This is a genomic window from Vibrio nomapromontoriensis, assembly GCF_050337205.1.
GTDB classification, from domain to species: domain Bacteria; phylum Pseudomonadota; class Gammaproteobacteria; order Enterobacterales; family Vibrionaceae; genus Vibrio; species Vibrio nomapromontoriensis.
Genome location: NZ_JAKJSS010000016.1, coordinates 70,377 through 88,049, shown reverse-complemented (window position 1 = coordinate 88,049; position 17,673 = coordinate 70,377). Strand labels below are relative to the sequence as shown.

The 17,673-nt window shown below is 43.4% G+C and carries 11 protein-coding genes; 6 read left to right on the top strand and 5 right to left on the bottom strand.

Annotation, left to right across the window (positions count from 1 at the left end; translation table 11 throughout):
• Nucleotides 1-89: 89 nt before the first annotated feature.
• The 5 genes from L4D05_RS19640 to L4D05_RS19620 all read left to right on the top strand — a co-directional run bounded on the left by L4D05_RS19640 (nt 90) and on the right by L4D05_RS19620 (nt 7,852).
• Nucleotides 90-2,303, top strand: a complete 2,214-nt coding sequence (locus L4D05_RS19640; protein ID WP_428795019.1) for a chemotaxis protein CheW — start codon at nt 90-92, stop codon at nt 2,301-2,303.
• Between the two features lie 246 nt (nt 2,304-2,549).
• Nucleotides 2,550-3,092 carry a chemotaxis protein CheW gene (locus tag L4D05_RS19635; RefSeq protein ID WP_428795018.1) on the top strand — a complete coding sequence of 181 codons (543 nt, stop codon included), beginning with the start codon at nt 2,550-2,552 and terminating at the stop codon, nt 3,090-3,092.
• The gene (locus L4D05_RS19630; RefSeq protein ID WP_428795017.1) at nt 3,085-5,904 is read left to right on the top strand and encodes a methyl-accepting chemotaxis protein; all 2,820 of its coding nucleotides are present in this window, start codon (nt 3,085-3,087) and stop codon (nt 5,902-5,904) included. Before L4D05_RS19635 ends, L4D05_RS19630 begins: the two co-directional genes overlap by 8 nt.
• On the top strand, nt 5,904-6,728 hold the full coding sequence (locus L4D05_RS19625) for a CheR family methyltransferase (protein ID WP_428795016.1): 825 nt from the start codon (nt 5,904-5,906) through the stop codon (nt 6,726-6,728). Before L4D05_RS19630 ends, L4D05_RS19625 begins: the two co-directional genes overlap by 1 nt.
• Before the next feature lie 2 nt (nt 6,729-6,730).
• Nucleotides 6,731-7,852 carry a protein-glutamate methylesterase/protein-glutamine glutaminase gene (locus L4D05_RS19620; protein WP_428795015.1) on the top strand — a complete coding sequence of 374 codons (1,122 nt, stop codon included), beginning with the start codon at nt 6,731-6,733 and terminating at the stop codon, nt 7,850-7,852.
• Nucleotides 7,853-8,112: 260 nt separating this feature from the next.
• Here the strand turns inward: L4D05_RS19620 and L4D05_RS19615 are convergent, their stop codons facing one another.
• The 4 genes from L4D05_RS19615 to L4D05_RS19600 form a co-directional block, all read right to left on the bottom strand.
• Entirely contained in the window at nt 8,113-9,933 is a 1,821-nt protein-coding gene (locus L4D05_RS19615) for a PhoX family protein (protein WP_428795059.1), read from the bottom strand.
• Between the two features lie 286 nt (nt 9,934-10,219).
• Nucleotides 10,220-11,992, bottom strand: coding sequence for an ABC transporter ATP-binding protein (locus L4D05_RS19610; protein WP_428795014.1), 1,773 nt, complete (start codon nt 11,990-11,992; stop codon nt 10,220-10,222).
• Nucleotides 11,986-13,749 (bottom strand): ABC transporter ATP-binding protein, encoded by a 1,764-nt coding sequence (locus L4D05_RS19605; protein WP_428795013.1) that lies wholly within the window; start codon nt 13,747-13,749, stop codon nt 11,986-11,988. Before L4D05_RS19605 ends, L4D05_RS19610 begins: the two co-directional genes overlap by 7 nt.
• A gap of 185 nt (nt 13,750-13,934) precedes the next feature.
• Nucleotides 13,935-14,786 carry a LysR family transcriptional regulator gene (locus tag L4D05_RS19600; RefSeq protein WP_428795012.1) on the bottom strand — a complete coding sequence of 284 codons (852 nt, stop codon included), beginning with the start codon at nt 14,784-14,786 and terminating at the stop codon, nt 13,935-13,937.
• Nucleotides 14,787-14,926: 140 nt separating this feature from the next.
• Here L4D05_RS19600 and L4D05_RS19595 point away from each other — a divergent pair, with 140 nt between their 5' ends.
• Nucleotides 14,927-16,186 carry an adenylosuccinate synthase gene (locus L4D05_RS19595; RefSeq protein WP_428795011.1) on the top strand — a complete coding sequence of 420 codons (1,260 nt, stop codon included), beginning with the start codon at nt 14,927-14,929 and terminating at the stop codon, nt 16,184-16,186.
• Nucleotides 16,187-16,324: 138 nt separating this feature from the next.
• Here L4D05_RS19595 and L4D05_RS19590 read toward each other — a convergent pair whose 3' ends face one another.
• Entirely contained in the window at nt 16,325-17,548 is a 1,224-nt protein-coding gene (locus tag L4D05_RS19590) for an MFS transporter (RefSeq protein WP_428795010.1), read from the bottom strand.
• Between the last annotated feature and the right edge of the window lie 125 nt (nt 17,549-17,673).

Sequence of the window (17,673 nt, the reverse complement as noted above, 5' to 3'; positions counted from 1 at the left end):
TGCTTGCTAACAGACTCTACTCACGTTTTTATCAATATTCATTGATAGTGAACGTTAATTATCATTCAGCTAATCGCTAGAGGGACACTATGTCCGAATCGACTCAACAGTTTGAGAAAATCTTTTTTGAAGAGATGACAGAACATCTTGAAGAGATGGAGTCGCTGTTGTTAGAAATGAATGAGGGTGATAGTGGTAGTAGTGAAATGATGTCATCAGATGCATTAGACGCCATTTTTCGCGCGGTACACTCCATTAAAGGCGGCGCTGGAATTTTTGGGTTTGATGATATTTCCCACGTCACTCATATCCTTGAGAATCGCTTAGATCAGCTTCGTACCGGTCAAATTTCATTACAACGAGCAATGATTGATGTCTTTTTGCAGGCTGGGGACATTTTAGATTCATTAAAAATATCCCATCAATTTGACGATGAAGATGACGTTCCAAAAGAACGAGTCAAACAAGTTTGTGAGGCATTAGACAAACTAAGTTCGCGTCATACGCCCTCGATTCGTGGCGATAAAAGCTCACCTAGCTCAACCGAGGATTTGAAAGCGCCTTCTGCGTCGGTTCTATGTCCTCTTTCGGATTCTGAAAAGTCATCGCTAAAAATCCTATTAGTTGAAGACAGTAAAGTGATTCAAAAAGTCGCAAGTTTTACGTTGAAAAAGCTTGGCTATCCCTTGGTAGATATCGCTGAAAACGGACAACAAGCACTAGATAAATTGAACACTGCACTTAGTGAGCCTTATCAATTCATTTTGCTTGATTGTCAAATGCCCATAATGGATGGTTACCAAGCGACCCAAGCCATACGAGAAGGACTCGCTGGTGATGTGCACCAAAATATTACTATTATTGCGATGACGGCCATGGTCGGTGAAGAAGAAAAACAAAAGTGCTTACAGACCGGAATGGATGATTATCTGGTTAAGCCCATCAAAGCCAACCTTGTTGACGACCTAATTAAGCGATGGCACCACAATAAACAGGACGTAAATTGCGACCCATTGAGCAACAATTCACAGAGCAGCCACCCACAACAATATTCGTTACAAAGCGCTCAACCTACCACTACACTGCCTATTGCCTCCCCCCAACGAAAGAGGACTTCCAACACTCGACTTCGAAACAAACAGCACGAAGCCTCATCGATTCGAGTCAGCACTAAAAAAGTGGATCAGCTCATCAACCAGGTCGGCGAACTCATCATCACACAATCAATGCTGCAAAAACTGACCTTTGATCTAGGTTTAGATGCTAACGAATTACTCGCCGCAAGACTTAACCAACTAGAAAGCAATACCCGTGATCTGCAAGCTTCTGTCATGTCTGTACGAATGATGCCAATAGGTACCGTTTTCGGTCGCTTTCCCCGCATCGTGCGCGACTTATCGAATTCGCTAAATAAAGATATAAAACTGGTTATAGAAGGTGAGCAAACCCAACTGGATAAGGGTTTACTGGAAAAGCTGGTGGATCCTCTCACCCATTTAATACGAAATAGTATCGATCACGGTATCGAGTCCCCCAAAGAAAGAGCCAAAGCGAATAAACCGGAACAAGGCACAATTAAGCTTTCTGCTGTTTACCGTGGAGGCGACGTCATTGTACATGTTGAAGATGATGGCTTAGGCATCGATCCGCAGAAAATCGTCGAAAAAGCTCAAAAAAATGGCATGAACTTGCCTCAAAACATGAATGTTCAAGACATTTTTCAACTGATTTTTTCTGCCGGTTTCTCAACCGCCGAGCAAGTAACTACGGTATCTGGTCGCGGTGTAGGTATGGATGTGGTGAAGCGCAATATCTCCAGTATGGGTGGCACCGTGGAGATTAGCTCAACACTGGGAGTTGGAACAAAAATGTCCATTCAGCTCCCCCTGACTCTGGCCATATTAGAAGGGATGTCTATCTGTGTGGGAGATCATGTCTATATCATTCCTCTCACCTATATCGTGGAGTCAATCCAACCCAATATCGATGATCTTAAAAAGCTCAACAGCGGCGAAACCATGATCAGGGTTCATGACGAATACGTCCCTATCCTTCGACTACATAAGTTTTTCAATCTCGATACGGACGTGACAAAACTGCATGAAGGCATAGTCGTACTGCTAGAGCACGGCAACAAAATGATTGCATTGTTTGTAGACAGCTTAATCGGGCAACAGCAAGTGGTGCTTAAAAATCTTGAAAATAACTTTCGTAAGATTCCCTGTATTTCCGGTGCCACCATTATGGGTGATGGACGTGTTTCACTCATTTTAGACGTCGCGGATTTAGTCAGACAGCGTTAATTATTTTCTAGGCGTGACTTCTGTTGAAGTGATTTCGTCACTCTAACAAGAACTTGCCTAACAATTTCCTAGACTGTTATCAAAACCTACATTTAAACGGTCGATATACAGTTTTGGAAGCACTATAGACCATGATTAAGCACGATAGACCATGGTTAAAAACGATAGGCAATAGTCAATGGACAGGTAATAGCCAACGGACTGGTAATAGCTAACAGACTGGCACAATAGACACGGAACATACCAATGACATCAAGTATCAAGAGCAACTCTGACAGCGACATAAAAACAGTAGCCAAAGAGTACCTGACTTTCTGGCTAGGTGAAGAATACTACGGCATTGATATCCTAACGGTGCAAGAGATCAGAACCTATGGTCAAGTCACCGCTATCGCGAATATGCCTCCTTTTATTAAGGGAGTGATGAATTTGCGTGGTGTGGTTATACCGATTGTAGATATGCGCATTAAATTTCACTTGTCTGATATTACCTATCATGACATGACCGTTGTTATTATCTTAAATATTGACCACCGAATTGTAGGTATCGTCGTGGACAGTGTCGCTGACGTGTTATTACTCAACACTGTCGATGTTCAACCCCCACCAGACTTTGCCAGTGCACTAGACACTAAGTACATTAAAGGTCTCGCCTCTCAAAACGAGCTCATGCTCATTCTCATTCACATTCAAAAGTTGATGAGCAGCCAAGATATGGCTCTATTTAATCAGATTGAAAATGACGTTTCGCAAGCTCATGACATTCAGAAAGGCCATACTCATGAATAATGAAGATAGAGAATACCTCATTCAAGAAAATGAAATACTCGTTTCAACCACTGATATGTCGGGCAACATTACCTTTGCCGATGATAATTTTGTTCGTGTCAGTGGATATTCACGAGAGGAACTGTTAGGAAGTCCACATAATATCGTCCGCCATCCTGATATGCCAAAAGAGTTATTCAAAGACTTCTGGCAAGAAATCAGTTCTGGTAATTGTTGGTCCGGGATTATCAAAAATCGACAAAAAGACGGCGGATATTACTGGGTCAAATCTGACGTCACCCCCTATTACCAAGATGGTGTTCAGCAGGGCTTCATGTCGGTTCGCTCAAAACCCAATAAGGTCGATCTTGAAAAAGCGAAAATACAATATTCACAATTTAAAGAAGGAGAACAGGGTAATTTCATTATAAAACGGGGAAAAGTCGTTAAGAAGCAAAGATCTCATCTACTTAAATCGCTCACGATTAAGCAACGTTTATTCGGATTAGTATTAGTCGCCACTATCTCTCTTCTTACAGTACTTGGTATTGGCATACACAGTTCATACACCGAAAAAGAAGCGGTCGAGAACCTTTATCTCAGTCACATTGAATCATATAGCCGTTTACGTACAATCAACGAATTATGGAAAGAAAACAGGCTGCTCTTACAATCCTTACTTCTAACTAATGACTTCGAGCATAACCTGCTTGTCAGTCAAACACTTAAAGAAAACGCTTTTACGCTAGAGCAAACTACCTCCACTCTTCTTGATAAATTTGATTTAGAACATAACGATAAGATTGAAAGATATCAAATCATCGCCGATCAGAGTGATTTATTAGCCACCACATCTCTAGCAGACATATACTCATCCTTAACGTCTAGCGAAGAAAGTAACCGCAGCTATGCCGATTTCCGTTCGCTCATCCAAGCTTCGATAATAGAAATTGCGACTTATGAGAAGTCCATGAATGATCTAATCCTAGAAAACCGGCTACAATCTTCTGAAATTTATGAACAAAGTAAGCAAGTATTTTGGTTTGAAGTCGCCCTAGCATCGGTTATAACCCTATTGTTTATTTGTGCGTACCTCATTTTCGCCTTTATTTTCAGCCGTGATATCAACACTCGATTAAACGACATTCGACGTTACTTTATGCGGCTTGTAAAGCAAGACTACTTATTTGAAATCAACGTTGAAAAAGACGACGAAATTGGTCACGTACTCCAATCGTTAAAAATCATGAAAGTACAGTTGGCGTATAGTATGGAAAGCCTTCGCCAACAAGCCGTCGCAGTGACTCGTATCAAAATTGCCCTTGATAACGTAAGCACGAACATGATGATTGTAGACAGTGAAAATACCATCATCTACGTCAATCCATCGATCATCGATATGTTCAAACAAGCCGAAGAAGAGCTCGAAGCCTTCTCTCCTGGTTTTGATGCCAATGCATTACTAGGCATTAACATCAACGAGCTTAAGTTGGTTACGATAAATCAGCAAACTCAATCCATCAACGCCCATCAATTAACCAACCAAGCGATAAACATTGAAGAAACTCAAGAGATCGATATTAACGGTCGCATATTTAGAATCGTTAGCAACCCAGTCATCGATGAAGCTGGGCGACAAATTGGCTATGTCACCGAATGGGCTGACCGTACATCAGAAATTGCGGTAGAGAGAGAGATTGAACACGTGATTCAATCCGCTGTAAAAGGCGACTTTTCGCAACGTATGGCTTTGGATGGAAAGAATACCTTCTTCACCATGCTTTGTAGCAATATGAACCGCCTGTTAGAAATCAGTGAAGTTAGCTTGACTGATATCGTTACCGTCCTCTCCTCTTTAGCAAAAGGCGATCTTACCTCACAGATCACTGCGGATTATTCAGGCGCATTTGGCGAGCTAAAAACCAGTTCTAATTTAACGGTCACCAAGCTAAAAGAGATGCTCCTGCATATAAAAGTCTCAGCGGACACCATCAATACGGCGACCAAAGAAATAGCCATTGGTAATATAGATTTAGCACAGAGAACCGAAAAGCAAGCGCGCAGTCTTGAGGTCACCTCATCCAGTATGGAGGAGCTCACGATCACCGTAAAACAAAATTCCGAGCACTCCAAACAAGCAAACCGCTTAGCAAAAGAAACATCGGTTAATGCTCTCAAAGGTGGAGAGGTCGTAACGCAAGTCGTAGAGAATATGGCTGATATCCATACCAGTTCACAAGAGGTAATGAACATTATTTCGGTTATTGACAGTATTGCTTTTCAAACGAATATTCTAGCTCTGAATGCAGCCGTCGAGGCCGCACGCGCTGGGGAACAAGGTCGTGGCTTCGCCGTTGTTGCAACCGAAGTTCGTAACCTAGCGCAACGTTCCGCTGCCGCAGCAAAAGAAGTAGAAAGTCTGATCAACTCCTCTGTACGAAAAATTGAGATAGGTTCAAAGCTGGCCACTCAAGCGGGAGACTCAATCTCCGGCGTGGTCATGTCAATTCAAGAGGTCGCACAATTAATCGAGGAGATTACCCAAGCCTCTGTTGAACAGAGTGTTGGGATTGATCAAGTGACCAGAGCGATATTGGAGGTTGATGATGTCACACAACAGAACTCAGCCTTGGTTGAAGAAGGCTCCGCAGCCGCTAGCTCACTTGAAGAACAAGTCGCTAATCTGGCGATTTACGTTGCTGCGTTTGATACTGGTGAAAAACAAATTTCCCTTCAAAATGGAGCAAATGAGTTGCACCTTGGCAACCAGCATAGTTACGTAACTTCTGGTGCTCACAACCATGATGATGACAACGATTGGTCTGAGTTTTAATGTTAATAAACACTCAGTTTGACTATACCGAAGCAGACTTTAACGCTATTGCCTCCTTAGCGTATAGCCGAGTGGGTATTTCACTACATAAAAATAAAAAGAACCTTGTATATAATCGCTTAATTTCCCGTGTAAGAGCGAATAGACTCGTGAATTTCGCCAAGTATATTCAGCTTTTGGATGATGAGAGCCATATAGAATGGGAGTATTTCGTAAACGCTCTTACCACTAATTTGACTTATTTCTTTAGGGAACACTATCACTTTGAATTGTTAAAGGCTCATGTTCACGAATACTTTGCGCATTCAAACGTTACTGATCCAGTGAGAGTTTGGTGCTCGGCCTGTTCAACTGGTGAAGAAGCTTACAGTATTGCAATGGCTATGGTTGAAGCATTTGGGACAAGCCAGCCGCCTGTGAAAATATTGGCCACCGATCTCAATACCCACGTACTGTCAATTGCCAGGAAAGGCTATTACACGCAAGACCAGCTCGAGCGCGTTACAGAGGGGCAAAAGCATCAATTTTTTATCGCCCATAAGCACAACAATATCTATGAGATTAAGCCTGAGATTAAAGCGCTCGTACACTTTAAGCGTTTAAATTTAATGGATGGCGAATGGCCAATGAAGAAGAACTTTGACGCAATTTTTTGCCGCAATGTGATGATTTATTTTGATAGAAAGACTCAACGCTCTCTATTAGATAAGTTTGCTCATTATCTTCCAAAAGGCGCTTTGTTGTTTCTTGGTCACTCGGAAAGTTTTTCTGGTCACCAGAGTCAGTTTATATTGCTACGGCAAACGACTTATAAGCGAGTGTGAATATGCCTTTAAAAATAATAATCACCGACTCTTGTCATGAAACCTGTGAAGTTCTCAATAAAATCATTAGTAGCCAAGCCAATATGACGGTTGCGGCAATCGCCCATGATGCAAAACAAGCAAGAGCCCTAATAAAACGTATAGACCCCGATGTCATTACCCTTGCTATTGAACTTGACGGCATGAGTGGTCTAGCGTTTTTAGACAAAATAATGACACTACGGCCAATGCCCGTTGTGATTATTTCAAAACTCATTGACAGCCAACCTTTGATTGCACAACAAGCACTAAAACTTGGTGCCATGTCCTGTATTGCCAAACCCAGCAAGCAACAGTCACAGAAAACCAACTTAGATTCATTTACACTGTCGGTTATCAAACAGATCAAACAAGCCGCCGCGCAATTTGAACGTTGCGAGTTGGTATCCTCACCTCCAGCGGTTAATACCACGAAAGTAAACACCACATTAATGCCCCCCCCCAACACCACATCAAACGCCAATCATGTAAACAGTAAACCACCTATTGGCGATGTAACTAACCACCTGATTGCTATCGGCGCATCAACCGGAGGGACAGAAGCCATTACAGAGATCTTAAAAGGGCTTCCCCCCAACTGTCCCGGTATCGTGATTGCCCAGCATATGCCTGCGGGGTTTACTCGTTCATTTGCTGCTCGCCTGCAAGGTTTATGCTCCATAAAGGTTCAAGAAGCGCAACACGACCAAGTAATCCGGTCTGGTCATGCGTATATTGCTCCCGGCAATAAACATCTTCTGGTCCAAAAGCGCGCTGGTGTGTATTACACCATTTTAAGTGACGGTTCCCCTGTAAATCTGCATAAGCCATCTATTGATGTGCTATTTGCATCAATTGCAGAAAACGTAAAGGCGTTAAGCGTCGGTGTTATCCTGACAGGCATGGGAAAAGATGGTGCAGCAGGTCTATTGAAAATGAAGGAAACCGGCGCAAAAACCTTCGCGCAAGATGAAAAAAGTAGCATCGTCTATGGCATGCCACGTGAAGCAAAAAAACTAGGCGCCGTTTCACGTGAATTACCTATAGACCAAATAGCTAATGCTATTCTAACCGTCACTAATCCAACGTCTCCCCCACCCAAATAGCCCCGCTCAACGTTCGCCCACCAATATGGGTTCACCACTACACACATGTCCGCAACGAAGATCACTTTACCCGTAATTATCGTTTAACCGACACTAACGATATCCTTAGGACTCGAAGATATAGGCAATGAGCCTCCCTGACCTTTTGCTGGATCTATCGACATTTGGCATGTAGAGGCTACATTTTTTCTCATTAAAAAGAGACACCGAAGTGTCTCTCTTTTAGCTACGCCATGTTTTCGGCGTCATTTAGTCAGCCCTTAAGCACCAATGACACCACCGTCTTTACGCGTAATCATCATGACCGATGAACGAGGCACAGAATCCCCGCCATCGGGGAAATGGGAAGCGGCTAAATCTTCGCCAGGGTGTTGAACGCCCACAAACATGGTTTTATGATCGGGTGAAAAAGTCAGTCCGGTAATTTCACATGCGATTGGCCCGGTTAAGAATCGGCGAATCTCACCCGTTTGTGGGTCACTACAAAGCATCTGGTTATTCCCCATGCCAGCAAAATCACCTTTGTTGGAGTATTTACCATCGGTCTGAATCCACAATCGCCCTGCCATGTCAAAACCAATACCGTCGGGGCTGTTAAACATATTGTCTTTGTTTATATTACTGCTACCCGCCATTAACCCCGATTGATGGACTTCTGGATTGCCTGCCAAGACATAAATATCCCACTCAAAACGCTCTGATGCATGGTCGCCATTCATCGGGTTCCAACGGACAATATGCCCATATGGGTTTTTCTCACGTGGATTCACCGCATTAATCGGTTGCGACTCTTTGACACCACGATGCTTGTTGTTCGTCAACGTACAGAAGACCGATTTATTACTTGGGTGAACCGCGACCCACTCTGGGCGGTCCATCGTTGTTGCGCCTACTTGCGTTGCTGCCATGCGCGCAAAAATCATCACTGATGCGGCATCAGGAAATCCATTCTCAGGCGTGAGTCCGTTTTTACCCCAAGTCAGCTCTAACCACTGACCTTTACCATTGAGCTCGCCTTCTGTACCTTCAAATTTTGCAACGTATAATGTCCCCTCTTCGAGTAGATCTCGATTGGAATCCGCACCCGCTACATACTTATTCTTAGAAACAAATTTATAAAGGTGTTCACCACGCTCATCATCGCCAAGATAAACCACAACGTGTCCATTATCATTAACCGTAAGCGCGGCATTTTCGTGCTTAAAACGGCCAAGTGCACTGCGCTTCTTAGGCGTTGAGTTAGGGTTCATTGGATCTATTTCAACCACCCAACCATGGCGATGAGGCTCATTAGGTTCTTGTGCCATATCAAAGCGAGTATCGTACTTGTACCAGTCGTAGCCTCGGTCTTTCTTACCAAGGCCGTAACGCTGATTACTTTCTGACAATGGATTATCGGATGTATCTGCAAAATAGCCGTTAAAGTTCTCTTCACACGTAAGGTACGTACCCCACGGTGTTTGCCCGTTCGCACAGTTGTTAAAAGTACCGAGTATTGCCTTACCTGACTTATCTGCATTGGTTTTTAATAGATCGTGTCCAGCGGCAACACCCGTCATTTCCATTTCAGTAAAGGCTGTCACTCGGCGATTTAAACGTCCCTCGCTGTTGACTTGCCACTGACCATTATTCTTCTTGAGCTCGACGATGGATACGCCGTGAGCAGCTTGCCCTTTGCGTACATCGTCTGCAGAAATGTTCTTGCCTTGATGTTGATACAAGTACTCGTTATTGGTGTACTCGTTGTTCACAGCAAGCACCGCGCGCTCATCTGAAATCAGAAAAAAAGTCATGCCGTCGTTGTTGTCACCAAATTGCATTTCTTGCGCTTTTGAGTCATTCGACTGACTAAAGGCTGGCGCCCCCTTCTTAATAGCATCACCCCATGAAATCAATACATCCGCTTGGTAGCCCTCTGGCACCTCTATCGTATCCGCGGTAGAAATTGCGATCGCGTCAAAACCCAATAGTGCTGACTGGCTTGGTTTGGTACTTGCGATAGCTTGGCTCACGGGACTGGCTGCAAAAAAACCAACCGTGCCAGCGGCTCCCGTTGCCTTTAAAAAACGTCGACGAGACATTGCCGCATCAACAAATTTATTGAATTCAGGTTCACAATCTAACGGACGCTGGTCATGGTTTTGGTTAAATAGCTTCACAGTGACTTCCTTTCTATTGAAGAAAAGGCCATTCAAATGGCCATATTGATATTCTGGCCGCTATCATGCCCTGTATTTATGACAGGTCAGTTACAGATAATTAACACTTATATTAATTAAAAACCCAAAGCCCACAACCACGTCAGCGTCACTCGTTGGCATGACTATTCCGTTAAATACGCTTAATCATTCAGTTAGACACGCATCATTATTCTGTCAAATGCGGCGCGACAATCGATTCGCTCAATAGCCCGGCATAGATACCATTCATGGCAACCAGTTGCTGGTGATTCCCCTGCTCGACCACCATCCCCTGCTCTAACACTAAAATCTTATCCGAATGCCTAACCGTACTTAAGCGGTGAGCAATGGCAATTACCGTTTTTTCTTCGAATAAGCGTGTCATTGCCTTTTGAATAAGATCTTCTGTAATAGAATCAACCGAACTCGTTGCTTCATCAAGCATCATCACTTGTCCACCTTGGGCAATAGCACGAGCAAACGAGATTAACTGCGTTTGCCCCACTGAAAGGTTTGAGCCATTTTTATCAAGCAAAAAATCATAACGCTTTGGTAACTGTGCAATGAACTTGTCCGCATAAACATATTGCGCTGCCTGCTCTACTTGTTCACGTGATATACCAGCTTTACCTAAGGCAATATTAAAGTGAACACTTTCGGTAAACAGATGAACATCCTGCATCATCATTGAAAAGAGATGCGCAGTATCGTCACTAGAAAGCATCGATAACTCAATCCCATTCAACAAGATACTGCCTTCATAATCTTGGTAGGTTTTTGATATCAAACGCATGATGGTTGACTTACCCGATCCCGTTGATCCTACCAAGGCGATTTGGTGCCCTTTCTGTAACACAAACGATACATTTTTCAGTACGTATGGCGAATCAGGTTTGTACCGAAAACTCACATTGTTAAATTCTAAACTCTCAAAGTTTTTCAGCGATTCTTCTACCTGATGGCTGGCAAGAAGATCTCGTCCCTCATCTTCTGTTGGCTCAGTGAAAAGCTCCTCAATATGGTCAAACGCCGCAAACGAGCTTTGTATAGAGGCGATTTGCGACGTGAAATCACGAATAGGGACAAATACCTTCTCTAGAGTATTAATAAACGCAATCAACACACCAAGCGTGAGGGTTCCCTGCAACACTTGTTCAGAACCATACCAAATCATCAATGCAATGGTGATTGAGGTGATACCTGAAATGAAGGAAAACAAAATCGCATCGTATTTATTGATTTTCTTTTGTGCCACTAAGAATTCATCGATGTGCCCATGATATTTACGTTCTACGTACGTTTCCGCTCGATACATCTGAACGGTATCCATACCAAGAAGTACTTCTTGCAAGAAACCAATGCCTCTTGCCAACGCTGAACGAGTGATTTTATGCATCGCCCGCAATTTGTTTCGAACCCGCACAGTCAAATACATCACAGGCGGCATGACGACTAAAACAATCAGGGTCAATTTCCAATCAATGAACAGCATCATTACGAGCAAAGCGATGGTGTTAATGGAGTCTTTAACCAATCCAACAACAGACTGAACAAAAGTCTCGCCTATCGTTTCTAAATCACTGGTAAGGCGAGACAGCGTGACACCTGCGGGGACTGTATCAAAATAGCTGCGTGGTAGTTTAAGGACTCGAGCAAATAACACCGACCGCATGTCCGTGATTGTATGCTGCCCTGTTTTACGCAAATTATAGGCGTAAGTGGTATCCACCACGTAGCTGGCAATGAGCACTAGAACTAGGTAAACCACGTACTGCAATAGTCCACTTAGGTCATTTTGGCTAAATTGAACATCGATAATTTGAATGATAAGCCAAGGAAACAACAGACTAGTAATAACCGAAAGTGGCAACATAGCAATGCCAATGAACGCGGATTTTTTATAGCTTTTTGCAAACTTTAAAAAGTGCTTAAGGTACTTTACGTCAACGCCTTTTAACATGCGGTAACCTCCGTTTCATTCTGCTGCAATTGCCATGTTTCGTAGTAATACGGACAGGTTTTTAATAAGGTTTTATGATCACCTTTGGCGATGATCTTTCCCTCATTAAGAACGATGACTTCATCCATATACTCCAACGCGTTTACACGATGAGAAACCACCAAAACAGACTGATGTTTCAATCTCTGAAAAAGAGCATCCAATATTTTGCGCTCGGTGTCGTAATCGACTGCGGAAAGGACGTTGTCCATAATGATGAGATCGGCAGGCTTTAGCAGCGCACGTGCAATACTTAACCGTTGCTTCTGCCCTCCGGACAACATAACGCCTTTTTCACCGACTAAGGTTTGGTCGCCGTTTTCAAATCGCGCTACATCCGAGGCTAATTGGCTTAAGGCAAGCACTTCATCGACCTGCTCTTTAGCTACGTCACTATGTGGACTACCAAATCGAATATTCTCCTCAACCGTTGCTGAAAATAGATAAGGGTCTTGCGTGACCGTTTTGATATAACGTCGCAGGTCATATCGAGAAATGCTTGTGATATCTTTGCCACCAAGAAACACACTATTGTTCGGTATATCAAGATGATGATTGAGACAATTAACTAATGTCGTTTTTCCAGCGCCAATCCCTCCCAGTACACCGACCTTTTTACCAGCAGGAATATCAAAACTGATGTCATCAAGAATGAGACGACTCTGTTTTTGGTATTGGAAGCTGAGGTTACGAACAGAGAACGTTTGCCCTTTCAACTGCTCAACACCATCAAGCGAAAGCGCCATTTTATCTGTATCAGGAATATCAGCATTAAGAATGGTTTGAGCACTTTGAATCCCTACCACGCCGCGTTGATAAATCGTCGCTATGCGCCCTAACTGCATTAAAGGCATGGCCAGTAATACGGAATAGGTCAAAAATGCCGTAATCTCACCTAGAGTCAGTTCCTGATTCATCAACATATAACCACCAAGACCCAGAATAAGAATTTTCATCACATCATTGGCGTAATCCAAAACTGGCATGAAAAACACTTGAATACGCGTAATTCGCATGCGACATCGCAACAGTTGTTGGTTGAGTTTTTCCGTTTCTGCCGTCACCCAAGAAGACATTCGCTGGCTTTTGATTAAATCAATGCCTGAAAGGTAGCTCATTAGCTGCGCCGACAGGTTTTGAAGGCGGTGCATGTGTTCTGTATGAAGTGCTTTCATACGAGTAAATCCAACACGAAAAATCACAAATGCTATAGAGATAGGGATAACAGAATAGAGGGTTAATTCTGGTGAAATTCGCCACATATATAAGGGGGTAAGCGACAACGCGAACATGGTGTTGAAGAACTGGAGAAAGCCAATACCGAATAGCAGCCGAATGCCCATGACATCGTTATTCATAATCGATATCAACCTTCCAGAGGCAAACTTTTCGTGATAACTGTTCGGTAGTCGGTTCAATTTTTCTAACAGGGTATTTTTTAATGCCGCTTCCGTGATCCGTCCGGGATTAAGCGCATACATTCGCGACAGAATGCGAACCACCACCATGGCGACTGACATTCCAACTACGATACCAACATAATATTGCAGCTGCTGATGACCAACATTGGAGGCATCATCAATCAGATCGATAGCCAACTGAATATAGCGTGGGATTTCGACTTGAAGCCAATTGACGAGAAAAATAAAAATAATCGCAAGTAGGTACGATTTGCGATTCATACGCACATAGTGCGCGATAAACTGTCTTGTAGTCATGAGAGCTTTATTTGGCAGAAAGTGTCACAGCGAACGATTGAATGCCAAGATAGAGCCGATTTACGATAGCAAAACAATCGCTTAAGATTAACTTAGATTATTATCAATTTTGATATAAATAGCGAACCCTATCGACAGGTTTTATTAATCAGGCATAGTGAGATTGACACGCTCTATACTCAAATTCACCTATCAAAGCCAACCCACTCTAAAAGCTGTTTCGTCGCTTTAGACAAAATTTGATTCTGCCTAACAATATAGCCAAGGTTCGTTGTTGGAAACGCCGGCAACGGAGTTACTGTTGTGTTGACATTACGCTTCGTAGACAGCGCAAATTCAGGCACTATCGCAACACCAAAGCCCGCTTCAGCCCAATCTATTTGCGCGTCAACACTACCCACTTCCATCACTCGATAGTTTGATAAGTTTAATTTTGGCAGCGCTTCATCAATCAGATCTCGCGTTCGTGTATCATGCCCGAGAAGAATAAGCGTAAGCTCTCTTTGTTCATTTATGTATCTTTCAAAGTCATTACCGAACGCTACCCATTTAACTTGCTGTAATTCAACAAAATGTAGCGGCTGAGTTTGCTTTTGAGAGATAACAAATCCTAAGTCCGCCTCTGCATTTTTTACTCGCTCAGACGCCTGAGAAGACGTGGTATTTAATAGAACTATATCCATTCCTGGGTAGGCATTTTTAAACAGTTTAAACGCATTAATCAGCAACATCCGCGAAATAATATCGCTCGCTGCAATAGTAATCGTGCCTTTGTTTAGATCATTAAGAGCATTAAGATCGGCTTGGCAAACTTGCAACTCTTGTAGCGTCTTTTGGCTACTTTCTAACAGTCGCTCTCCAGCCTGGGTTAAGTGAAACGGGCTACGATCGATGAGCTTTACGCCCGTTGTTTGCTCTAGTTGTTTGAGATGCAAGCTCACATTTGGCTGAGTCATATGCAGTGCATTGGCGGCCTTACCGAAGTGTTTATGCTCAGCCAAAATGACAAAGGTTTTCAGCCAGTGAATATCTAACATCGTTACCTCCGATAAGTAGTCACGTAGAGAAAAATAGAATATCGCGATATGGTTTTCTTATTAAGTTAATAATTATAATTAATTTTCCTTATTTACTCCACAGCGGTAATCTAATTTCCTAATCAATTAGGAGAAGTATTATGTCGTCTATTGTTGTTGTGGGTGCTAACTGGGGTGATGAAGGTAAAGGTCGTATCGTTGACTTTTTGGCAGCAGATGCGTCTGCAAGTATTCGCTTTCAAGGCGGTAACAATGCAGGTCATACCGTCGTCAATGATTTTGGTACTTTCAAATTGCACCAACTTCCAAGCGGCATTTTTAATCCTAATTGTACCGCTGTACTCGGCCCTGGCATGGTGATTAGCCCAGCCGCTCTTAGCGAAGAAATCGCCGAAGTAGAATCGGCAGGTGTGAACGTTAATTTGTGCATTTCAGACCGTGCAACACTTTGTCTTCCTCTGCACGCGCTTGAAGATACGCTAGAGGAACAACGCTTAGGTGATGCCGCTTACGGCTCAACTCGACAAGGTATTGCGCCAGCCTATGGTGACCGAGTCATGAAAAAAGGTATTCTTGTTGGTTGGTTGAAGCAACCAGAAGTCCTTGAGCAGCGCCTTCAATTTATGCTCGACTGGAAAATGCCTCAACTTAAAGCGCTTTACCCTAACTGTGACTACTCTCAAAGCGCAAAAGAAATCACAGAATGGTTGTTAGAAGTGACTCAATCTTGGCGTCCATTTATCTGCAACGTAACAGAGCCACTAAAGGCACTGCAAGCAAAAGACGCAAACTTGCTTTTTGAAGCTCAATTAGGGGCTGGCCGCGATTTAGTTTATGGAGAATATCCTTGGACAACTTCGTCAAACGTCACAGCAGCATACGCAGGTATTGGTAGCGGATTACCGGCACTACGACCAGAGCGTGTCATTGCTGTAGCCAAAGCCTTTAGCTCTTCAGTTGGAACGGGGACGCTCGTTACCGCGATGGAAGAACAAGACAACTTCCGCGAAAGCGCGAATGAATACGGTGCCACCACTGGTCGCCCTCGCGACATGGGATTCTTTGACGCTGTCGCCACCAAAAATGGCGTTGAACTGCAAGCTGCAACGGAAATTGCATTAACTAAAATCGACTGCTTGACTGGTCTAAAAGATTTGAAAATTTGTGTCGCGTATGACGGTGAACATACGGAGAACCCTATTTGGCCGCAAACTGCTGCGCTTAAACCTGTCTATGAAAATATGCAGGGTTGGGAACAAGACATTACAGGCTGCCGTACTTTCGAGAGCTTACCTAAAGGTGCTCAAGACTATGTCACTCGTATTGAAGAACTGATGGGTGTACCCGTTCGTATGGTATCTGTTGGTCCTGAGCGTGAGCAGATGATAATTCGCAACTAAACCCTAAAACATACGACTGCAGAGGCTAATCTGTCATCGATGCAGCCTCAACCAATAGCCCCTTCTCATCATGATATTAGGGTGCTATTGGGAGTGAGCATGGCTGCAACGATAACCGACATTAAAGTATTCGAAGAATTAAGCGTTATTTAAACCTAACGAGGCCTCTATCCTACCCTTTTTCAAGCTTGTCAGCTTTAGCAGGCCAATACAAAAAATCGACATAAGAATACCAGCCAGCGATACAGTAAACACTGAAGCATAACCATAGTAATCAATCGACAACCCTGCCACCATGGTTCCAACACCAAACCCGCCAGCCATAGCAAACATGAGTAAGCCTTGTGTTAATGCAGGAGAGCTAGTGCCAAGACGACCGGCTATAGCTGGCACCACCATATCGTTCCATGACATCGTCTGCATTAACAAGATTAATAATGTTAAAGGTAGAGCAGCAGGAACCGATTTACCCGCGGTATACCAAAAGACAGAGCCGATGACTAAATAAGCGGCTTGAGCAATATACCAAATTTTGAATGGCCCTACCTTTTGCATCCAACGCCCCGCAGACTCCAACAAAAAAATACTAATAATTGCTGACATCGCCATGCCAAGTGCTGAGTTACCTACTTCAACATCATAAACTTCACTGATGAGTAATGGGCCTAACTCCATAAGATTCGACGAAAGAAACATCGAGAAAAATACCGCCAGCAAAAACAGCAGCATGACAAATAGGCTACCTCTCTTTGCTATCAAAGGAGCGGTATCATTGGAGTCATGGCTAGCTTCATTTTTAGGAGCGTGGATTTTAGGTGGCGGGGAGACAAACAACGCAACGAGCACCAACACAAGCAGCGCCATTAGTATAAATAACTGGTTACTACTCGATACTTCAAAATACCCCGCAACAGCAATAAGCACACCAGCCAAAACCACCCCGAGAAACTGAAACTGAAATAAACTCGCCAGTCCTTTACTTTCTTCATTTTGATCTTTGCTCGATGCAAGGACAAACGTTGGATTGAGTACTAATAACGACACACAGCCAATACCTATCAGCGCACCGACTAACCAGTACGTAATCGCTGCCGTCTCAGCAAAGTACAACACAATTAACGCGATGAGGTTAATAAGCACGCCGAATTTTTGTAGCACACTATGACAAGAATAGCGGTCACTGATGGTGCCGATCAATGGCGCTAATATTCCAGCGCCACCAATGAGTGCCATGACTTGACCAAGAAGAGTCCCGCTACCGGTCCTCTCAATAATGATAGGGTTTAATAGAGCAGCAACGCCTATCCAACCAACGATTCCCATCGTTGCTTGTGCACTGTGCCAAAGCGGTGGTTTTCTCACTGGGCAATACCGTCAAGTTATGAAGTATGTTCAATGAGAATACTACTTTTTGTCTATGTCCCAAGTAACATACCGGAGGTCAGTTCTTGGGACAGGCACAATTAGCTTTGTAATTTAAGAGAAAT

What these genes read in the sequence shown, in the direction of transcription:
- L4D05_RS19625 (WP_428795016.1), top strand. Translation starts at nt 5,904, where the DNA reads ATGTTAATAAACACTCAGTTTGACTATACCGAAGCAGACTTTAACGCT.
- L4D05_RS19640 (WP_428795019.1), top strand. Translation starts at nt 90, where the DNA reads ATGTCCGAATCGACTCAACAGTTTGAGAAAATCTTTTTTGAAGAGATG.
- L4D05_RS19605 (WP_428795013.1), bottom strand. Translation starts at nt 13,749, where the DNA reads ATGACTACAAGACAGTTTATCGCGCACTATGTGCGTATGAATCGCAAA.
- L4D05_RS19595 (WP_428795011.1), top strand. Translation starts at nt 14,927, where the DNA reads ATGTCGTCTATTGTTGTTGTGGGTGCTAACTGGGGTGATGAAGGTAAA.
- L4D05_RS19610 (WP_428795014.1), bottom strand. Translation starts at nt 11,992, where the DNA reads ATGTTAAAAGGCGTTGACGTAAAGTACCTTAAGCACTTTTTAAAGTTT.
- L4D05_RS19630 (WP_428795017.1), top strand. Translation starts at nt 3,085, where the DNA reads ATGAATAATGAAGATAGAGAATACCTCATTCAAGAAAATGAAATACTC.
- L4D05_RS19615 (WP_428795059.1), bottom strand. Translation starts at nt 9,933, where the DNA reads ATGTCTCGTCGACGTTTTTTAAAGGCAACGGGAGCCGCTGGCACGGTT.
- L4D05_RS19620 (WP_428795015.1), top strand. Translation starts at nt 6,731, where the DNA reads ATGCCTTTAAAAATAATAATCACCGACTCTTGTCATGAAACCTGTGAA.
- L4D05_RS19600 (WP_428795012.1), bottom strand. Translation starts at nt 14,786, where the DNA reads ATGTTAGATATTCACTGGCTGAAAACCTTTGTCATTTTGGCTGAGCAT.
- L4D05_RS19635 (WP_428795018.1), top strand. Translation starts at nt 2,550, where the DNA reads ATGACATCAAGTATCAAGAGCAACTCTGACAGCGACATAAAAACAGTA.